Raw genomic sequence first — 16,697 nt, forward strand, 5'->3', positions numbered from 1 at the left:
GATCAGCTTGCCGCAGCCAGCCGCGCGTTCATGAGCGACCTCATCCGACTGCAGTCCGACGTGCTGAAAGCGGATATCGCGCCGCGCCACGGCGCGGCCATCGCCAGCCTGGCGGAGCGCGGCACCGGCTTTGCGCTGCTGCGCCCGACCGCCGAGGCCGACATCGCCGCCGGCAACGTGCGCCAGTTCGGCTGCTTTCCGCTGCTGCCGTACTCGAACCGCATGGGCTTCCGGCGCATGCAGTTCGGCGGGCGGACACTGACGCTGGCGGCCAACCGGCCGGATGCGCCGCACAGCTTCCACGGCAATGGCTGGATGTCGGCCTGGACGGCGCGGGAAAAGCAGGCAGATGCGCTGACGCTGGAACTGCGGCATGCGGGCGACGAGCACTGGCCGTTTCGCTATGAGGCCGAGCAGGTGTTCCGGCTCGAGGGAAACCGCTTCAGCGTCAGCGCCACGCTGTTCAACAGCGGCAAGGAAGCCTTTCCGGCCGGCGGCGGCTGGCATCCGTTCTTCGCCACCGGCGCCGGCACCACGCTGCGCTTCGATGCAGAGCGCGTCTGGCTGAACGATGAGGACATGCTGCCGCAGCAGGCGGTGGCGGCGCGGGGCGATTGGCACTTCGGCGCCGCCCGCGCGCTGGAAGGCGTAGCGATCGATAACTGCTTCGACGGCTGGAGCGGCACGGCGCAGCTGATGCATCCAGCCAGCAGGCGCCGGGTCACGCTGAATGCCGGCGAGCCTTTGTCGAAGCTGGTGGTGTTTCGCCGGCCCGATGTGGACGGCTTCATCGCGCTGGAGCCGGTCTCGCATGTGAATGACGGCATCAACCTGGCAGCACGCGGCCATGCCGATACGGGCATGCGGATACTGGCGCCGGGCGAGTCGCTCGGCTTCAGCATGAGCATCACGCTGGACCGGCTCTAAGCCGTCGAACAAAACCGCGCCCGCATGGCGCCCATGAAGTTAAACGTTTAATCAGGCGTCAAGCATGCTTCGTGCGGACGCATGTAGGACCTGCCCACCGGGTGACGACCCGGCGGGCAACGAAATCCGGCGCATCGACCGGGTCGGCTTCGCCGTCAAGCGAGGCGGACAACGATGCATTCGAGGGAAAAACGTCCTCGCCGAAGAGGCAAGGACCTATTAATCAATCATGGGAGATGTCATGAACAAGAAGATCGTCGCGCTGGCCGTGCTGGCTACCTGCGCCACCGGTGTTACCAGCGCCCAGGCGCAAAGCAACATCACCATCTACGGCAGCGTGGACCAATACCTGGGCTATATCAAGAGCAACAGCGGCAACAAGATCATTGGCCTGAACGACGGCTCGCTGCTGCGCAGCCGCATCGGCTTCCGCGGCGTGGAAACGCTGGGCAACGGCTACGAAGCCAAGTTCTGGCTGGAGAACGGCTTCGCCGCCGATTCCGGCACCTTCGCCGACAGCGCGCGCCTGTTCGACCGCCAGGCCTGGGTCGGCTTGAACACGCCCTACGGCGAATTCCGCATCGGCCGCCAGAACACCGAGATCCAGGCCATCGGCGCCGCGATCGACTATACCGAGCGCACCACCTTCGGTTCCGTCATCAACAACTTCGGCGTGCCGTCGCGCTACGACAATGACATTTCCTACCGCACGCCGCGCATCGGCGGCCTGCAGGGCGCCATCCACTATGCGCTGACCGAAACCGCCGGCCAGAGCGTCGGCTCGCAGGCGGTGTACCAGCTGGCGCTGGACTACACCAACGGCCCGTACCGCGCCGGTTATGCCGGCCTGGCGGCCAACCCGGCGCCGGCCGGCACGGTGACCAACAAGATCCAGTACCACAACCTGTACGGCACCTATGACTACGGCCAGGGCAAGGTGTATGCGACCTATGCGCGCAGCAACAACGTCACCGCCAGCAGCAACGGCCTGACCGCCGCCGCCATCCTGAGCAACATCTCCACGCCGAACAACTACTTCGCCGGCACCGATCCGAATGCGCGCCGCTTCTTCAACATCTACCAGGTATCGGCCGATTACCGCGTCAATGCCCAGCTGCGCGTCGGCGCGCTGTATGGCGTGATCAAGGATCAGTCCGGCGGCAATGCCGGGGCCAAGGGCGGCAACGTCGGCGCCTTCTACGACCTGTCCAAGCGCACCACGCTGTACGGCTTCGTCAACTATTTGAAGAACGACGAGAACGCCGGCTTCCGCTTCGGCGGCTCGGCCGGCCCGTCGGCCAACCTCGCCGGCGCCGATGTCAACGGCCGCAACCTGACCGGCGTGCAGGCTGGCGTGCTGCACCGCTTCTGATGCCTTTCGTCTCCTGACTTCCTCCGAGGTCTTGGACCGGGGCGGCTTCCGTCCCGGTCTTTTTTAATTTGATTGTCGAGAGTCGTGCATCAAGGTTGAGCGGCGTGGGGCGATCTGTTGGACATCAACGCTGGTGGGATGGCGAGTGGCGGCACCGGCGTCGAGGAAGTGGGGCCGGCGCTGTTTTAGTTCCTGGTTGATGTTGCTAGTGGCAGGAACAAGGCCTGGTTAAGGCAGTGAAAGCTGCAGGATGCGCCGATGTTGTTTGATTCGGCTTTGGTAACGTAAAGAATAGAGAGAGTTCGCTCCCTTTACTCCATAAAGAAAATCCCCTCCCTTTCAAGGGAAGGGTTAGGGGCGTAGCAGGGGTTTCGCGGAGTATTGCTCCGCGCCTGCGCAGCCAGCAGCGCTTGCAAGCGCTGCTGTGGGTGGGGATGGGTTTCCGTCGCGCTTAAAGATTGTCCTTGAAGTGCAAGAGAAACCCACCCTCACCCACAAATGCGCTTGCAAGTGCATTCACAGGTGGGGATGGGTTTCTTTAGCGCTTAAAAAATGTTTTTTAGTCGCGCAGGAAACCCACCCTCACCCTAACCCTCCCCCTGAGGGGGAGGGGACTTCCTTTTCTGCGCGACCACTACACGGCCAGGCTTGCAAGCTTGACCGGCTCCGCGCATTCAAGGGGAGAGGATAGGAAGTCAGACTTTGAACCACCCACGGTCAGGCTTGCAAGCCTGACCGGCTCCGCGCAGTCAAGGAGAGAGGATAGGAAGTCAGACTTTGAACCACCCACGGTCAGGCTTGCAAGCCTGACCGGCTCCGCGCATTCAAGGGGGAGAATAGGAAGTCAGACTTTGAACCACCCACGGTCAGGCTTGCAAGCCTGACCGGCTCCGCAGGCGCGAAGCAGTGCTTCGCGAAACCCCTGCTACGCCCCTCGCTACGCTCATCTCAACCACTAAGGAGAACCCCATGCTAACCGGCCACCTGCTCATCGGCTCCCAATCCCTCCCCGGCCAGAACGGCCAGGTACGCGGCATTAACCCCGCCACCGGCGATACCCTCGAACCCGCCTTCGGCCTGGCCGGCAAGGCCGAAGTCGAACACGCCTGCGCCCTCGCCTGGGCCGCGTTCGACACCTACCGCGAAACCGGCCTCGAACAGCGCGCCGCCTTCCTGGAAAAGATCGCCTCGAACATCGCCGACATCGGCGACGCCCTGATCGAGCGTGCGATGGCGGAAACCGGTTTGCCGCGCGCGCGCCTCGAAGGCGAGCGCGGCCGCACCGTCGGCCAGCTGCGCCTGTTCGCCCAGGAAGTGCGCGAAGGCAGCTGGCTCGACGCTCGCATCGATCCGGCCCAACCGCAACGCCAGCCGCTGCCGCGCTCGGACCTGCGCCAGCGTCACATCGCCGTCGGCCCGGTCGCCGTATTCGGCGCCTCCAATTTCCCGTTGGCCTTCTCGGTTGCCGGCGGCGATACCGCCTCGGCGCTGGCCGCCGGCTGTCCGGTGGTGGTGAAGGCCCATTCCGCCCATCCCGGCACGTCGGAGCTGGTCGGCCGCGCCATCCAGGACGCGGTGCGCGCCTGCGGCCTGCCGCAAGGCGTGTTCTCGCTGCTGTTCGCCGAGCGCGGCGCGGCGGTCGACCTGGTGACCGACTGGCGCATCAAGTCGGTCGGCTTCACCGGCTCGCGCGCCGGCGGCATGGCGCTGGTGCATGCGGCGGCGGCGCGGCGCGAACCGATCCCGGTCTTCGCCGAGATGAGCAGCATCAACCCGGTCTTCCTGCTGCCGGCCGCCCTCGCCGCCCGCGCCAAGTCCATCGGCAGGAACTTCATCGCCTCGCTTACGATGGGGGCGGGACAGTTCTGCACCAATCCCGGCATCGTGCTGGCATTGGAAGGCCCGGATGCCGATGCCTTCCTCGCCTCGGCCGCCAAGGCCCTGAAAGAAAACGTCGGCGCGACCATGCTCACCCCCGGCATCCATGCCGCCTATGAGCGCGGCGTGGCCCATCTCGCCGCCAACGGAAAAGTGAAAGAAGTCGCGCGCGGCCAGCAGGGTGCAACCAGGCATGCCTGCCAGGGCGCCCTGTTCATCACTCGCGCCGCCGACTTCCTGGCCGACGCCAGCATGCAGGAAGAAGTGTTCGGCGCCGCTTCCCTGGTCATCCTGTGCCGCTCGCTGCAGGACATGCGGGACGTGGCGGAACAACTGGAAGGCCAGCTCACCGCCACGCTGCAAATGGACGACGCCGATGCCGACGCCGCCCGCGCCCTGCTGCCGGCGCTGGAACGCAAGGCCGGCCGCATCTTGGTGAACGGCTATCCGACCGGCGTGGAGGTGTGCCACGCGATGGTGCACGGCGGCCCCTTCCCGGCAACTTCGGATCCGCGCGCCACCTCGGTCGGCACGCTGGCGATCCGCCGCTTCCTGCGGCCGGTCTGCTACCAGGACCTGCCGGAAGCTCTGCTGCCGGAGGCGATCAAGCCGGGCAATCCGCTTGGCTTGTGGCGGCGGGTGGATGGGGTGCTTGGGAAGGCGTGATGGGATGCCCGCACCGGCGATCGATGATGTCGGTGCGGGGAGTGATGGATATTACTTACCGATGCAAAACCGGCTGAAGATCACCCCCAGCAGATCATCCGAGGTGAACTCCCCGGTGATGCTGTTCAGCCGTTCCTGCGCCAGGCGCAGTTCCTCCGCCAGCAGGTCGAGCGCCTGGTCGTTGGTCTGGCCATTGTCGGCGTTGGCGAACTCGTCCGCCATCTCGAGGTGATTGGCGGCGGCCTTCAGCGCCAGCAGGTGGCGCTCGCGCGCCAGGAAGCGCGATTCGCCGGTCTGCTGCCAGCCGGCCACCCGCAGCAGCTCCGTGCGCAGCAGCTCCATGCCGGTGCCCTCGGCGGCGGACAGGTAGATGTGCGTGCCGTCGCTGCTGCGATCGAGCGCCGGCTTGTGGCCGGACAGGTCGATCTTGTTCCAGATGCGCAGCACCGGCACGTTGGCCGGCAATCTTTCCACGATGTCCTCGTCGGCCCGGGTCGGGCCGCGGCTGGCGTCGAGCAGATGCAGGATGACGTCGGCCTTGCTCACTTCGCCCCAGGTGCGTTCGATGCCGATGCGCTCCACCTCGTCGCCCGCATGGCGGATGCCGGCGGTGTCGATGATGTTGAGCGGAATGCCTTCCATCTGAATGGTTTCGGTTACCTTGTCGCGGGTGGTGCCGGCGATCGGCGTGACGATGGCGACGTCGGACCCGGCCAGCGCATTCAGCAATGACGACTTGCCGACGTTCGGCTGCCCCGCCAGCACCACGTTCAGGCCTTCGCGCAGCAGCGCGCCCTGAGCTGCCTGGCCGAAGATTTCCGCCAGCTTTTCCCGGATGCGCTTGAGCTGGCCGCGCGCGTCGGACTTCTCCAGGAAGTCGATCTCCTCCTCCGGGAAATCCAGGGTCGCTTCCACCAGCATGCGCAGGTGCACCACTTGCTCCACCAGGTCGTGGATGGTTTTCGAAAACACGCCGGACAGCGATTGCGAGGCCGATTTGGCCGCCGCCTCGGTGGAGGCTTCGATGAGGTCGGCCACCGCCTCGGCCTGGGCCAGGTCGAGCTTGTCGTTCAAAAAGGCGCGGTGGGTGAACTCGCCCGGCTGCGCCAGGCGCAGGCCGATCTCCTGTCCCGCCTCGATGCAGCGTGCCAGCAGCATCTGCATCACCACCGGGCCGCCGTGGCCCTGCAGCTCCAATACATCCTCGCCGGTATAGGAATGCGGCGCCTTGAAGTAGATCGCCAGGCCCTGGTCGATCGCGCTGCCGTCGGCGTTCAGGAACGGCAGGTAGGTGGCGTAGCGCGGCTTGAGTTCGCGCGTGCCGCACAGCGCCTGCATCACGGGGTCGAGGTGCTTGCCGGAGAGGCGCACCACGCCGATGCCGCCGCGGCCGGGCGCGGTGGCGATGGCGGCGATGGGAGAAGAGTCGTAGTTCATGAGCGGAATTCTAGCGCCGATGTTCTCGGCCATGAATGAAAAAAGCCCGTGACCTTGGCCACGGGCTCTTGCTGCGTAAGAGATATCGTCAGGCCGGCTGGGCGGTCTGGATCTTGCGGGTGATGACCCATTGCTGGGCGATCGACAACAGGTTGTTCACCACCCAGTACAGCACGAGGCCGGCCGGGAAGAAGAAGAACATGACCGAGAACACGATCGGCATCACCATCATCACCTTCGCCTGCACCGGGTCCGGCGGGGTCGGGTTGAGCTTGGTCTGCACGAACATCGACACCGCCATCAGCACCGGCAGGATGTAGAACGGGTCCGGGGCGGTGAGGTCATGGATCCAGCCCAGCCACGGCGCGCCGCGCATCTCGACCGAGGCCAGCAGCACCCAGTACAGGGCGATGAAGACCGGGATCTGCACCGCGATCGGCAGGCAGCCGCCGAGCGGGTTGATCTTCTCGGTGCGGTACAGCTCCATCATGGCCTGGTTCATCTTCTGCGGATCGGATTTGAAGCGCTCGCGGATGGATTGCATCTTCGGCGTCACCGTCTTCATCTTGGCCATGCTGCGATAGCTCGCCGCCGACAGCGGGAAGAAGGCCAGCTTGATCAGGATGGTCAGCACGATGATGGTCCAGCCCCAGTTGCCGAGCACCGCGTAGATGTGCTCCATCAGCCAGAAGATCGGCTTGGCGATGATGGTCAGCCAGCCGTAGTCCTTCACCAGTTCCAGGCCGGGAGCGACCTTTTCCAGGGTCTCGGCGACCTGCGGGCCGGAATACAGCTTGGCGTCGACGCTGGCGGTGGCGCCCGGGGCGACGGCGGCCAGGGGCAGAATGTCGCCGATGGCGTACAGGTTCTCGTCCAGCTTCTTGATGTAGGTTTCGCGCTTCATCTTCTCGGGCGGCACCAGCGCCGAGACGAAGTAGTGCTGCACCAGCGCGATCCAGCCGTCGTCGGCGGTGCTGGTGGCCTTGACCTTGCCTTTGTCGATGTCGGAGAAGTCGATCTTGTGGAACTTGTCGGCGTCGGTATAGGTGGCCGGGCCGGTGAAGGTGCTGTAGAAGCGCGATTCGCCGGCCGGCTTGCTGCCGTCGCGCACCAGCTGCATGTAGAGCGAGGGCGAGACCGGCGCGCCGCTGCCGTTGACGACGTCATGGCGCAGGCCGATGGTGTAGTCGCCGCGGTGGAAGGTATAGGTCTTCACCAGCTTGACGCCGTTCTGCTCCGCTTCCAGCACCAGCTGCAGCTCGTTGCCGGCGCCGAGGGCGCGCTCGCCCGGACGGGCGGCGAAGGCCGTCTTGTGGTTGGGGAAGGCGCCGCCGATCAGGCCGGTCTGGCCGAGATAGGTGTGGGTCGGCGTGGACTCGAACAGCACCATGTTCTTGGTCGGATCGACCGGGTCCTTGTGCTTCAGCAGTTCCAGGCGCTTCAGGTCGCCGCCGAGGGTGTCGATGTCGGCCTTGAACACATCGGTGGTGATGGTCACGCGCTGTCCCTGGGCAGCGGCGGGCGCGGCGTTCGGCACGGCGCCCGGTGCCGGCGCGGTGGCGGCGCTGGTCGCGCTGGCCTGCGGCACGTCCGACTTGGCGCTGCCGGCCTGATTGGCGTCGGCGGGCGCAGCGCCGCCGGCCGGCTTGGCGGTCTGGGTGGCATTCGGGAAGAACATCGACGGCTTGCCGTTGTAGCGCATCCAGTTGTCCCAGAGGATGAGCAGGGACAACGAGAACACAACCCAGAGGACGGTACGTTGGATTTGCATAAGTGTGTTTGAAGGAACAGGAATTCAGGAATGGCCGCAGCCGCGGCAAGGCTGGCCCGCGGCGGCTTTCGGCGGCACCGGATCGTAACCGCCCGGATGCCAGGGATGGCAATTGCACAGCCGCCGGCCCGCCAGCAGCATGCCCCGGCCGGCGCCATGCTCGGCGATGGCCTGCATGGCGTAGCTGGAGCAGCTGGGATGAAAGCGGCAGCGGCTGCCGAGGAACGGGCTGATGCCCAGCTGGTAGCCGCGCAGCAGGAGCAGCAGCAGCCGGCTCACGTCGCGCTCCCGGCGTCGTCCGCTTCCCGGCGCGAGGCCGAGGCCAGCAGCCGCTGCAGTTCGGCCCGCAGCTCCGCCTTCAGCCGGCCGGTCGTGGCCGGGTCCTGCCGGGTGTTGACCGGCTTGGACAGGCGGACGATGCAGTCGAGCGCAGGCAGCGCGCTTTGCCGGAACAATTCGCGGGTGATGCGCTTGATGGTATTGCGGGTGACGGCGCGCGGCGCGAAGCGCTTGGCGGCCACCACGCCGAGCCGGGCGTGGGGAAGCTGGGTGCGGCGGGTGTAGAGCACGAAGTGCGCGGTCCGGTAGGCGGGCCGCAAACGAAAAACGGATGAGAACTCATCCGTTTTTACGATGCGACGATCGCGCGAGAAATCTCCGGTCACGCCAGCAGTGTCAGGCTTGGTCTGAACTTAGACGGCCAGGCGCTTGCGGCCCTTGGCGCGGCGGGCGTTCAGGATGGCGCGGCCGCTGCGGGTAGCCATGCGGGCACGGAAGCCGTGGGTGCGCTTGCGACGGACGACGGAAGGTTGGTAGGTACGTTTCATTGTTAATCTCGCTAATCGGCAAAGAGTCGGAAAATTCGTTTCCGCGGCTCGGCATTGTCAAAACATCCGCAGAGCAACACGGTATTTGGTGAACCCTGAATTAGACTCTACTTTCTGCTTCTCTGTCAATCACTTACCACTTCCTGGACATTCAAGCAAGAAGCGCGGCTTTTTGGCGAAAACCGCCCGGCCTGTGGATAACTTTGCCCGTCAGGAGTAGAATGGAGGTAATTGTGTGGCTCGCTCCTGTTCAATAAATGACCACATCAAAGTCACCGAGCGAGCCTGTCCGGCGGCCGGTGCAACGGATACCAGGGAGCGTCCGACGCAATGGAATCCAAAGAAAGAAAAGTCGTTTCCCACACCCCATTACAAGACGGTTTCATGGAGAATTTCTGGCAAAGCTGCTCGGCTACCCTTGAGCAGGAATTGACGCCGCAGCAGTTCAGCGCCTGGATCAAGCCGCTGGTGCCCCTCGATTACGAGGATGGCCGCCTGCGGATCGCCGCGCCGAACCGGTTCAAACTGGACTGGGTCAAGACCCAGTTCGCCAGCCGCATCACCTCTCTCGCCGCCCAGTACTGGGAAGCGCCGGTGGACGTGCAGTTCGTGCTCGACCCGCGCGCCGGCGGCCTGCGCAAGCCGGCACCCTCCGCGCCCAGCGCCATGCCGCTCGGCCCGCGCGGCGGCCAGATGAATGCCGAGCCGGCCGCCATGCCGGAAGCGCCGCCTCCGCCCGTGGCAGACAACCGCCGCGAGCAGAGCCGCATCAACGAGGCGCTCACTTTCGACAGCTTCGTCACCGGCAAGGCCAACCAGCTGGCCCGCGCCGCCGCCATTCAGGTCGCCAACAATCCGGGCGTGTCCTACAACCCGCTGTTCCTGTACGGCGGCGTCGGCCTCGGCAAGACCCACCTGATCCATGCCATCGGCAACCAGGTGATGGCCGACAATCCCAGTGTCCGGATCCGCTACATCCACGCAGAACAGTATGTTCGCGACGTAGTGACCGCTTACCAGCGCAAGGGCTTCGACGACTTCAAGCGCTACTACCATTCGCTCGACCTGCTGCTGATCGACGATATCCAGTTCTTCGCCGGCAAGAACCGCACGCAGGAAGAGTTCTTCTATGCGTTCGAAGCGCTGATCGCCGCCAAGAAGCAGATCATCATCACCAGCGATACCTATCCGAAGGAAATTACCGGCATGGATGACCGGCTGATTTCCCGCTTCGACTCCGGCCTCACGGTAGCGGTCGAGCCGCCGGAGCTGGAAATGCGGGTGGCGATCCTGCTGAAGAAGGCGGCGCAGGAAAGCGTCACGCTGTCCGACGACGTTGCCTTTTTCGTCGCCAAGCACCTGCGCTCCAACGTGCGCGAGCTGGAAGGCGCGCTGCGCAAGATCCTGGCCTACTCCCGTTTCCACGGCAAGGACATCACCATCGACGTGGTGAAGGAAGCGCTGAAGGACCTGCTTTCCGTGCAAAACCGGCAGATCTCGGTGGAGAACATCCAGAAGACGGTGGCCGACTTCTTCAACATCAAGGTCGCCGACATGTATTCGAAGAAGCGCCCGGCCAATATCGCCCGGCCGCGCCAGATCGCGATGTACCTGGCCAAGGAATTGACGCAGAAGAGCCTGCCGGAAATCGGCGAACTCTTCGGCGGCCGCGACCACACCACCGTGCTGCATGCGGTGCGCAAGATCGCCGCCGACCGCAGCAAGAATCCGGAAATCAACCACGAGCTGCATGTGCTGGAGCAGACGCTGAAAGGCTAGCCCGCCTGCCTAGCGGCTTGTGGATAAGTTTTTGGCAAGCAGTAAAGATGCAATGAAGAAGCGGTAAGGCGGAAGGAATCGCAGTCTGCCCGCGTTGTTTTTTCGCTTGAATTGAGCAAGTTTTTTTCTGTCAGAATGGAAACGGTTTTGCCGGCATTCAGGGAGTGGAAGCAGTACGCCGGCTACGCCAAAAAGGTCTCAACTATTACTAGAAGGATCAAAGCATGCAATTGGTTAAATCCCCCAGGGACGCCCTGCTACGCCCACTGCAGATCGTGAGCGGTATTGTCGAGCGTCGGCACACGCTGCCGATTCTGGCCAATATCCTCATCCGCAAGGAAGGCGAGAAGGTGTCTTTCCTGTCGACCGATATCGAAGTGCAGATCACGACCCATGCCGACGTCGGCACTGCCGGCGAATCAGTGGCCACCACCGTCGCCGCGCGCAAGCTGCTCGACATCCTGCGCGCCCTGCCGGATTTCGGCGACGTCACCCTGTCGCTGGCCAACAAGCGCATGACGGTCCAGTCGGGCAAGTCGCGCTTCGCCCTGCAGACGCTGGCGGCGGAAGAATTCCCGACCGTGGCCCAGGCCGAGCACTTCAACGCCAGCGTGACGCTGCCGCAGAAAATGCTCAAGCACCTGTTCAACATGGTCCACTTCTCCATGGCCCAGCAGGACATCCGCTATTACCTCAACGGCCTGCTGCTGGTGGTGGACGGCAAGAACGTGATCGCGGTCGCCACCGACGGCCACCGCCTCGCCTTCTGCCAGGTGCAGACCGAGGAAGAATTCCCGCGCCAGGAAGTGATCATCCCACGCAAGACCATCCTCGAACTGCAGCGCCTGCTGGACGACGCCGACGAGCCGGTGCGCCTGGACATCGCCAACAACCAGGTGAAGCTGACCTTCGCCGACATCGAGCTGATCTCCAAGCTGGTGGAAGGCAAGTTCCCGGATTACACCCGCGTGATCCCGAAGGGCTACAAGAACAACTTCACCATCGACCGCGAGCAGCTGCTGCGCTCCCTGCAGCGCGCCGCCATCATGACCAGCGACAAGTTCAAGGGCGTGCGTTGCATCATCAGTCCGGGCAGCCTGAAGATCAGCTCCACCAACGCCGACCAGGAAGAGGCGGTGGAAGAGATCGAGCTCGACTACGGCGGCGACAGCATCGACATCGGCTTCAACGTCGGCTACCTGCTGGACGTGCTCAACAACCTCAAGTGCGAGAGCGTCAACATCGCCCTGGGCGACGCCAATTCATCGGCGCTGATCACGGTTCCCGAGAACCCCGACTTCAAGTATGTCGTCATGCCGATGCGGATCTGATCGACACAGCAGCAAGGATGGGCGCGCCGCGGGAGCGCGCCTTTCCGTCATGTTGAATTCATTGACAGGCATGCAGATCGGCATGCCGGGCTTTGACTGCGGCGGCGGCTTCGCCACGCATCCCTGGGCGAACGGGTTCGCCGGCAGCCGGATGCGCCGCATCGAAAAGCATTTCGTTCTTTAGTTGTAACCCGATTTACAGAAAGCAGCCATGTCCGCGATTCCCCAAGAAACCACCACCCAGCCGCAGCAAAGCCAGTACGGCGCCTCGTCGATCCAGATCCTGGAAGGCTTGGAGGCGGTGCGCAAGCGCCCCGGCATGTACATCGGCGACACCTCCGACGGCACCGGCCTGCACCACCTCGTGTTCGAGGTGCTGGACAACTCCATCGATGAAGCGCTGGCCGGCTACTGCACCGAGATCCATGTCACCATCCACGCCGACAACTCGATCTCCATCACCGACAACGGCCGCGGCATCCCCACCGGCATCAAGTGGGACGACAAGCATGATCCGAAGCGCAGCGCGGCCGAGATCGTGATGACCGAGCTGCACGCCGGCGGCAAGTTCGACCAGAATTCCTACAAGGTGTCCGGCGGCCTGCACGGCGTCGGCGTGTCCTGCGTCAACGCCCTGTCCAAGCTGCTCAAGCTCACCATCCGCCGCGACGGCAAGGTCCACACCATGGAATTCGCACGGGGCGCGGTGCAGAACCGCGAACTGGAGCAGCAGGACGGCGTGCAGGTTTCCCCGATCAAGGTCATCGGCGAGACCGACAAGCGCGGCACCGAGGTGCACTTCTGGGCCGACGAGGAAATCTTCACCCATGTCGAGTTCCACTACGACATCCTGGCCAAGCGCATCCGCGAGCTGTCCTTCCTCAACAACGGCGTGCACATCAAGCTGACCGACCAGCGCACCGGCAAGGAAGAGGATTTCGCCTTCGAGGGCGGCACCCGCGGCTTCGTCGAGTACATCAACAAGAACAAGAACGTGCTGCACCCGACCATCTTCCAGGCCACCGGCGAGAAGGCCTCGGACCAGGGCACCACCATCGGCGTCGACGTCTCGATGCAGTGGAACGATGCCTTCAACGAGCAGGTGCTGTGCTTCACCAACAACATCCCGCAGCGTGACGGCGGCACTCACCTGACCGGCCTGCGCGCGGCGATGACCCGCGTCATCAACAAGTACATCGAGGAAAACGAGCTGGCCAAGAAGGCCAAGGTCGAAGTCACCGGCGACGACATGCGCGAAGGCCTGACCTGCGTGCTGTCGGTCAAGGTGCCGGAGCCGAAGTTCAGCTCCCAGACCAAGGACAAGCTGGTCTCCTCCGAAGTGCGCGGCCCGGTCGAGGAAATCGTCGCGAAGACCCTGACCGACTTCCTGATGGAAAAGCCGAACGACGCCAAAATCATCTGCGGCAAGATCGTCGAAGCCGCCCGCGCCCGCGAGGCGGCGCGCAAGGCGCGCGAGCTGACCCGGCGCAAGGGCGTGATGGACGGCCTCGGCCTGTCCGCCAAGCTGGCCGACTGCCAGGAAAAGGATCCGGCGCTGTGCGAGCTGTACATCGTCGAGGGCGACTCCGCCGGCGGCTCCGCCAAGCAGGGCCGCGACCGCAAGTTCCAGGCCATCCTGCCGCTGCGCGGCAAGGTGCTGAACGTGGAAAAGGCGCGCTTCGAGAAGATGCTCTCCAGCGAGCAGATCACCACCCTGATCGCCACCCTCGGCACCTCCATCGGCCCGGACGAGTTCAACGTCGAGAAGCTGCGCTACCACCGCATCATCATCATGACCGACGCCGACGTCGACGGCGCCCACATCCGCACCCTGCTGCTGACCCTGCTGTATCGGCAGATGCCGCAGCTGGTCGAGCGCGGCCACGTCTACATCGCCCAGCCGCCGCTGTACAAGGTCAAGCACGGCAAGGACGAGCGCTACCTGAAGGACGACGTGGAGGAGGCGGCCTACATGATGCAGATCGCGCTGCACGACGCCCAGCTGATTCCGGCCGACGGCGCCGAGGCCATCACCGGCGACGCGCTGTCCGAGCTGGTGCGCCAGTACAACACCGCCAACGCCATCATCATGCGCCTGTCGCGCGCGATGGACGAGGCGGCCCTGTCGGCCATCATGAATGGCGTGGCGCTCGACCTCGGCGACGCCGAGCGCGCCCAGGCGTCCGCCGCCGCGCTGGCCGCCGCCATCAACGATCCGACGGTATCGGTGGTCGCCGCTTCCGACGAGCTGTCGGACAAGCATGCGCTCAAGATTCAGCGCCGCCATCATGGCAACCTGAAGCTGTCGGTGCTCGACGCCGATTTCGTCGCCAGCGCCGACTACCAGGTGCTGGCCACGGCGGCCGCCACCTTCAAGGGCCTGATCGGCCAGGGCGCGCTGGTGCGCCGCGGCCAGGGCGATCGCGCCAAGGAAGCCGCCATCCGCGATTTCCACGAAGCCATGAACTGGCTGCGCGAGGAAGCCGAGCGCGGCGTCACCAAGCAGCGCTACAAGGGCCTGGGCGAGATGAATCCGGAACAGCTGTGGGAAACCACCATGGACCCGAACGTGCGTCGCCTGCTGAAGGTGCAGATCGAGGATGCCATCGCCGCCGACCAGATCTTCACCACCCTGATGGGCGACGATGTCGAACCGCGCCGGGCGTTCATCGAGCTGAATGCGCTGCAGGCGGGGAATATCGACGTTTGATTTTCCATCCGCTTCAAGCGTACGCAGAAACAGGACTCGCAAGAGTCCTGTTTTTTTACGCCCGATGGAATCGGCGTGGCTTTGTCTGCGATGCACGGGCCGATGCGAGCAGGGCCGGATGCATGCCGAGCCTCGTCGCGCCGCGGACGCCTGAACCCGAAAACGCGGCAGCCCCTCAGGAGCCGATGCCCTCGTCCGCGCCGCTCCTGCCGGCATCGCCCGGCGCGTTGTACTTGCGCGCGCTCCCGCGCGCCTGGGCCACCGGATACTTCAGCGCGTTCTTCCCGATCTTGCGCCGCGCTGCTTCGGCCAGATCGATCCCGGCCTCGTTGGCCACCAGTAGCAGATAGAGCAGCACGTCGGCGCATTCATCGCCAAGCGCTTCCATGAAACCCGCATCGGCCTTCAGCGCCTGCAGCTGATCCTCCGGCTTCCATTGCGTCAGTTCAAGCAGTTCGCCGGCTTCCAGGTTGAGCGAAATGATGAGGTCCTTCAAGGTATGGAACTGCTTCCAGTCGCGCTCATCGCGAAAGCGCAGCAGGTCGGCGGTGAGAGACTGGAGATCGGTCATGGCATCGGTGTTGGAAGCGGTGGGGGGAAGCTGCAGAGGCGGCAAGGCTGAGGCCGCTCCGGCGCGCATTCTCGCATGAGCCTGAGCAAGCAATCCAAAAGTCTCGGTCGCCTCATGAAGGTTGTTAGGATTTTCCGCACCCAACCTCTTGTTTTCTTCGCTTTTTACAGGAGGATGCCCCACGTAGGATAGGCTCGTTGCAAAAGCGGCGGATCCGGCGCCAAACGGCCGGCGTACCCTGCCCAAGCGACGCGCCCGACGGCATGAGGACCTGATCTCCCGTCAGGCGCCTGGCCGGCTTGCCGGCAAGTCCTGTTCAACTGGAGGAAATGTGAAGAAATTCTTAGGCGGTTTGATGGTCGCGGTGAGTGCCCTGTCCATGGTCGTCACCGATGCGCAAGCCAAGCGCCTGGGCGGCGGCTCGTCGTCGGGCAAGCAGTCGCAAAGCGTGGCGCGCCAGGCCCAGTCGCCTGCGGCCAGCCAGGCGGCGCCCGCCGCCGCCAAGCCCGCCGCGCCGGCCGCAACGCCTGCGGCCACCCCGCCCAAGCCCGCTAGCCCCTGGAAGGGCATCCTCGGCGGCGCCCTGCTTGGTCTCGGCCTCGGCGCCCTGCTGTCGCACTTCGGCCTCGGCGGCGCCATGGCCAGCATGATCAGCACCCTGCTGATGGTGGCCCTGCTCGCCTTGGCGGCGATGTTCATCTACCGCATGTTCAAGCGCAAAACCGACGCGGGCGCATCGCCTGCTGGCGGCAACTGGCAGCCGGCCTATGCCGGCACCGGAGCGGCCACGCCGGAAATCGGCTCGCGCCTGGAACCGGTTCAGCCTGCCGCGTTGAATTCCACCGGCACCACCGCGACGGCGGAAGCGCCGGCCGAACAGGCGCCGTGGGGCGTGCCGGCGGACTTCGACACCCAGGGCTTCCTGCGCCAGGCCAAAACGTATTTCATCCGCCTGCAAGCGTCGTGGGACAAAGGCAATGTGGACGACCTGCGCGAGTTCACTACGCCCGAGATGTTCGGCGAACTCCGGCTGCAGCTGCAGGAACGCGGCGTGGCGGGCAACCATACCGACGTGGTTTCGCTGGATGCGCAACTGCTCGGCATGGAAACCGTGGGCAACGACTATCTCGCCAGCGTCCGCTTCGACGGCATGATCAAGGAAGCGGAAAACGCGGCTGCCGAGCCTTTCGCCGAAGTCTGGAACCTGGCCAAGCCGGTGAAGGGCAATGGCGGCTGGGTCCTGGCCGGCATCCAGCAGCTGTCCTAAACATGTCCAGGTAACGGACCGTCAACCAGATCGGCCGGAAGACTCCCTCCGGCTTTAACAACCGTTCGCAGCAACCTGCGAACGGTTTTTTTTCGTGGATGCCGCGCCGAAGCGCAGCAGGAAAGCCAGTGCGGGGATGCGACGGTGCGGTTGCCGAATGT

13 protein-coding genes are annotated in these 16,697 nt (G+C 64.5%); 7 read left to right on the forward strand and 6 right to left on the reverse strand.

What is annotated here, in order from left to right:
• Nucleotides 1–30 precede the first annotated feature (30 nt).
• From CHB88_RS01235 to CHB88_RS01245, 3 genes are all read left to right on the forward strand, one after another.
• Nucleotides 31–927, forward strand: a complete 897-nt coding sequence (locus tag CHB88_RS01235) for an aldose 1-epimerase (RefSeq protein WP_089397471.1) — start codon at nt 31–33, stop codon at nt 925–927.
• Between the two features lie 241 nt (nt 928–1,168).
• Complete coding sequence (locus CHB88_RS01240; RefSeq protein ID WP_089397472.1) at nt 1,169–2,299, forward strand: porin; 1,131 nt, start codon at nt 1,169–1,171, stop codon at nt 2,297–2,299.
• Between the two features lie 969 nt (nt 2,300–3,268).
• On the forward strand, nt 3,269–4,843 hold the full coding sequence (locus tag CHB88_RS01245) for an aldehyde dehydrogenase (NADP(+)) (protein WP_089397473.1): 1,575 nt from the start codon (nt 3,269–3,271) through the stop codon (nt 4,841–4,843).
• Between the two features lie 51 nt (nt 4,844–4,894).
• Here CHB88_RS01245 and mnmE read toward each other — a convergent pair whose 3' ends face one another.
• The 5 genes from mnmE to rpmH all read right to left on the reverse strand — a co-directional run bounded on the left by mnmE (nt 4,895) and on the right by rpmH (nt 8,878).
• The gene (gene mnmE, locus CHB88_RS01250) at nt 4,895–6,280 is read right to left on the reverse strand and encodes a tRNA uridine-5-carboxymethylaminomethyl(34) synthesis GTPase MnmE (protein ID WP_089397849.1); all 1,386 of its coding nucleotides are present in this window, start codon (nt 6,278–6,280) and stop codon (nt 4,895–4,897) included.
• An 88-nt stretch (nt 6,281–6,368) separates the two neighbouring features.
• On the reverse strand, nt 6,369–8,051 hold the full coding sequence (yidC, locus tag CHB88_RS01255) for a membrane protein insertase YidC (protein WP_089397474.1): 1,683 nt from the start codon (nt 8,049–8,051) through the stop codon (nt 6,369–6,371).
• Nucleotides 8,052–8,075: 24 nt separating this feature from the next.
• A complete protein-coding gene (gene yidD, locus CHB88_RS01260; protein ID WP_089397475.1) occupies nt 8,076–8,330 on the reverse strand; it encodes a membrane protein insertion efficiency factor YidD in 255 nt (84 codons plus the stop codon).
• On the reverse strand, nt 8,327–8,716 hold the full coding sequence (gene rnpA, locus CHB88_RS01265) for a ribonuclease P protein component (RefSeq protein ID WP_089397476.1): 390 nt from the start codon (nt 8,714–8,716) through the stop codon (nt 8,327–8,329). The genes yidD and rnpA overlap by 4 nt, the downstream gene beginning before the upstream one ends.
• A 27-nt stretch (nt 8,717–8,743) precedes the next feature.
• Nucleotides 8,744–8,878 carry a 50S ribosomal protein L34 gene (rpmH, locus tag CHB88_RS01270; RefSeq protein ID WP_089397477.1) on the reverse strand — a complete coding sequence of 45 codons (135 nt, stop codon included), beginning with the start codon at nt 8,876–8,878 and terminating at the stop codon, nt 8,744–8,746.
• A 384-nt stretch (nt 8,879–9,262) separates the two neighbouring features.
• On the opposite strand from rpmH, the gene dnaA reads away from it, so the two are divergent.
• The 3 genes from dnaA (at nt 9,263) to gyrB (ending at nt 14,698) form a co-directional block, all read left to right on the forward strand.
• Complete coding sequence (gene dnaA / locus CHB88_RS01275; RefSeq protein WP_217900112.1) at nt 9,263–10,657, forward strand: chromosomal replication initiator protein DnaA; 1,395 nt, start codon at nt 9,263–9,265, stop codon at nt 10,655–10,657.
• 224 nt (nt 10,658–10,881) lie between these two features.
• Nucleotides 10,882–11,988: a DNA polymerase III subunit beta gene (gene dnaN, locus CHB88_RS01280; RefSeq protein ID WP_089397479.1), complete on the forward strand. Its 1,107-nt coding sequence runs from the start codon at nt 10,882–10,884 to the stop codon at nt 11,986–11,988.
• Nucleotides 11,989–12,199: 211 nt separating this feature from the next.
• A complete protein-coding gene (gene gyrB, locus CHB88_RS01285; RefSeq protein WP_089397480.1) occupies nt 12,200–14,698 on the forward strand; it encodes a DNA topoisomerase (ATP-hydrolyzing) subunit B in 2,499 nt (832 codons plus the stop codon).
• 175 nt (nt 14,699–14,873) lie between these two features.
• On the opposite strand, the gene CHB88_RS01290 is transcribed toward gyrB, so the two are convergent.
• The gene (locus CHB88_RS01290) at nt 14,874–15,314 is read right to left on the reverse strand and encodes a nucleotide pyrophosphohydrolase (protein ID WP_245844628.1); all 441 of its coding nucleotides are present in this window, start codon (nt 15,312–15,314) and stop codon (nt 14,874–14,876) included.
• A 286-nt stretch (nt 15,315–15,600) separates the two neighbouring features.
• Here CHB88_RS01290 and CHB88_RS01295 point away from each other — a divergent pair, with 286 nt between their 5' ends.
• Nucleotides 15,601–16,536 (forward strand): Tim44 domain-containing protein, encoded by a 936-nt coding sequence (locus CHB88_RS01295; protein ID WP_245844630.1) that lies wholly within the window; start codon nt 15,601–15,603, stop codon nt 16,534–16,536.
• Nucleotides 16,537–16,697: the final 161 nt, after the last annotated feature.

Origin of the sequence: Noviherbaspirillum humi (genome assembly GCF_900188095.1) — a bacterium.
Classification (GTDB): domain Bacteria; phylum Pseudomonadota; class Gammaproteobacteria; order Burkholderiales; family Burkholderiaceae_D; genus Noviherbaspirillum; species Noviherbaspirillum humi.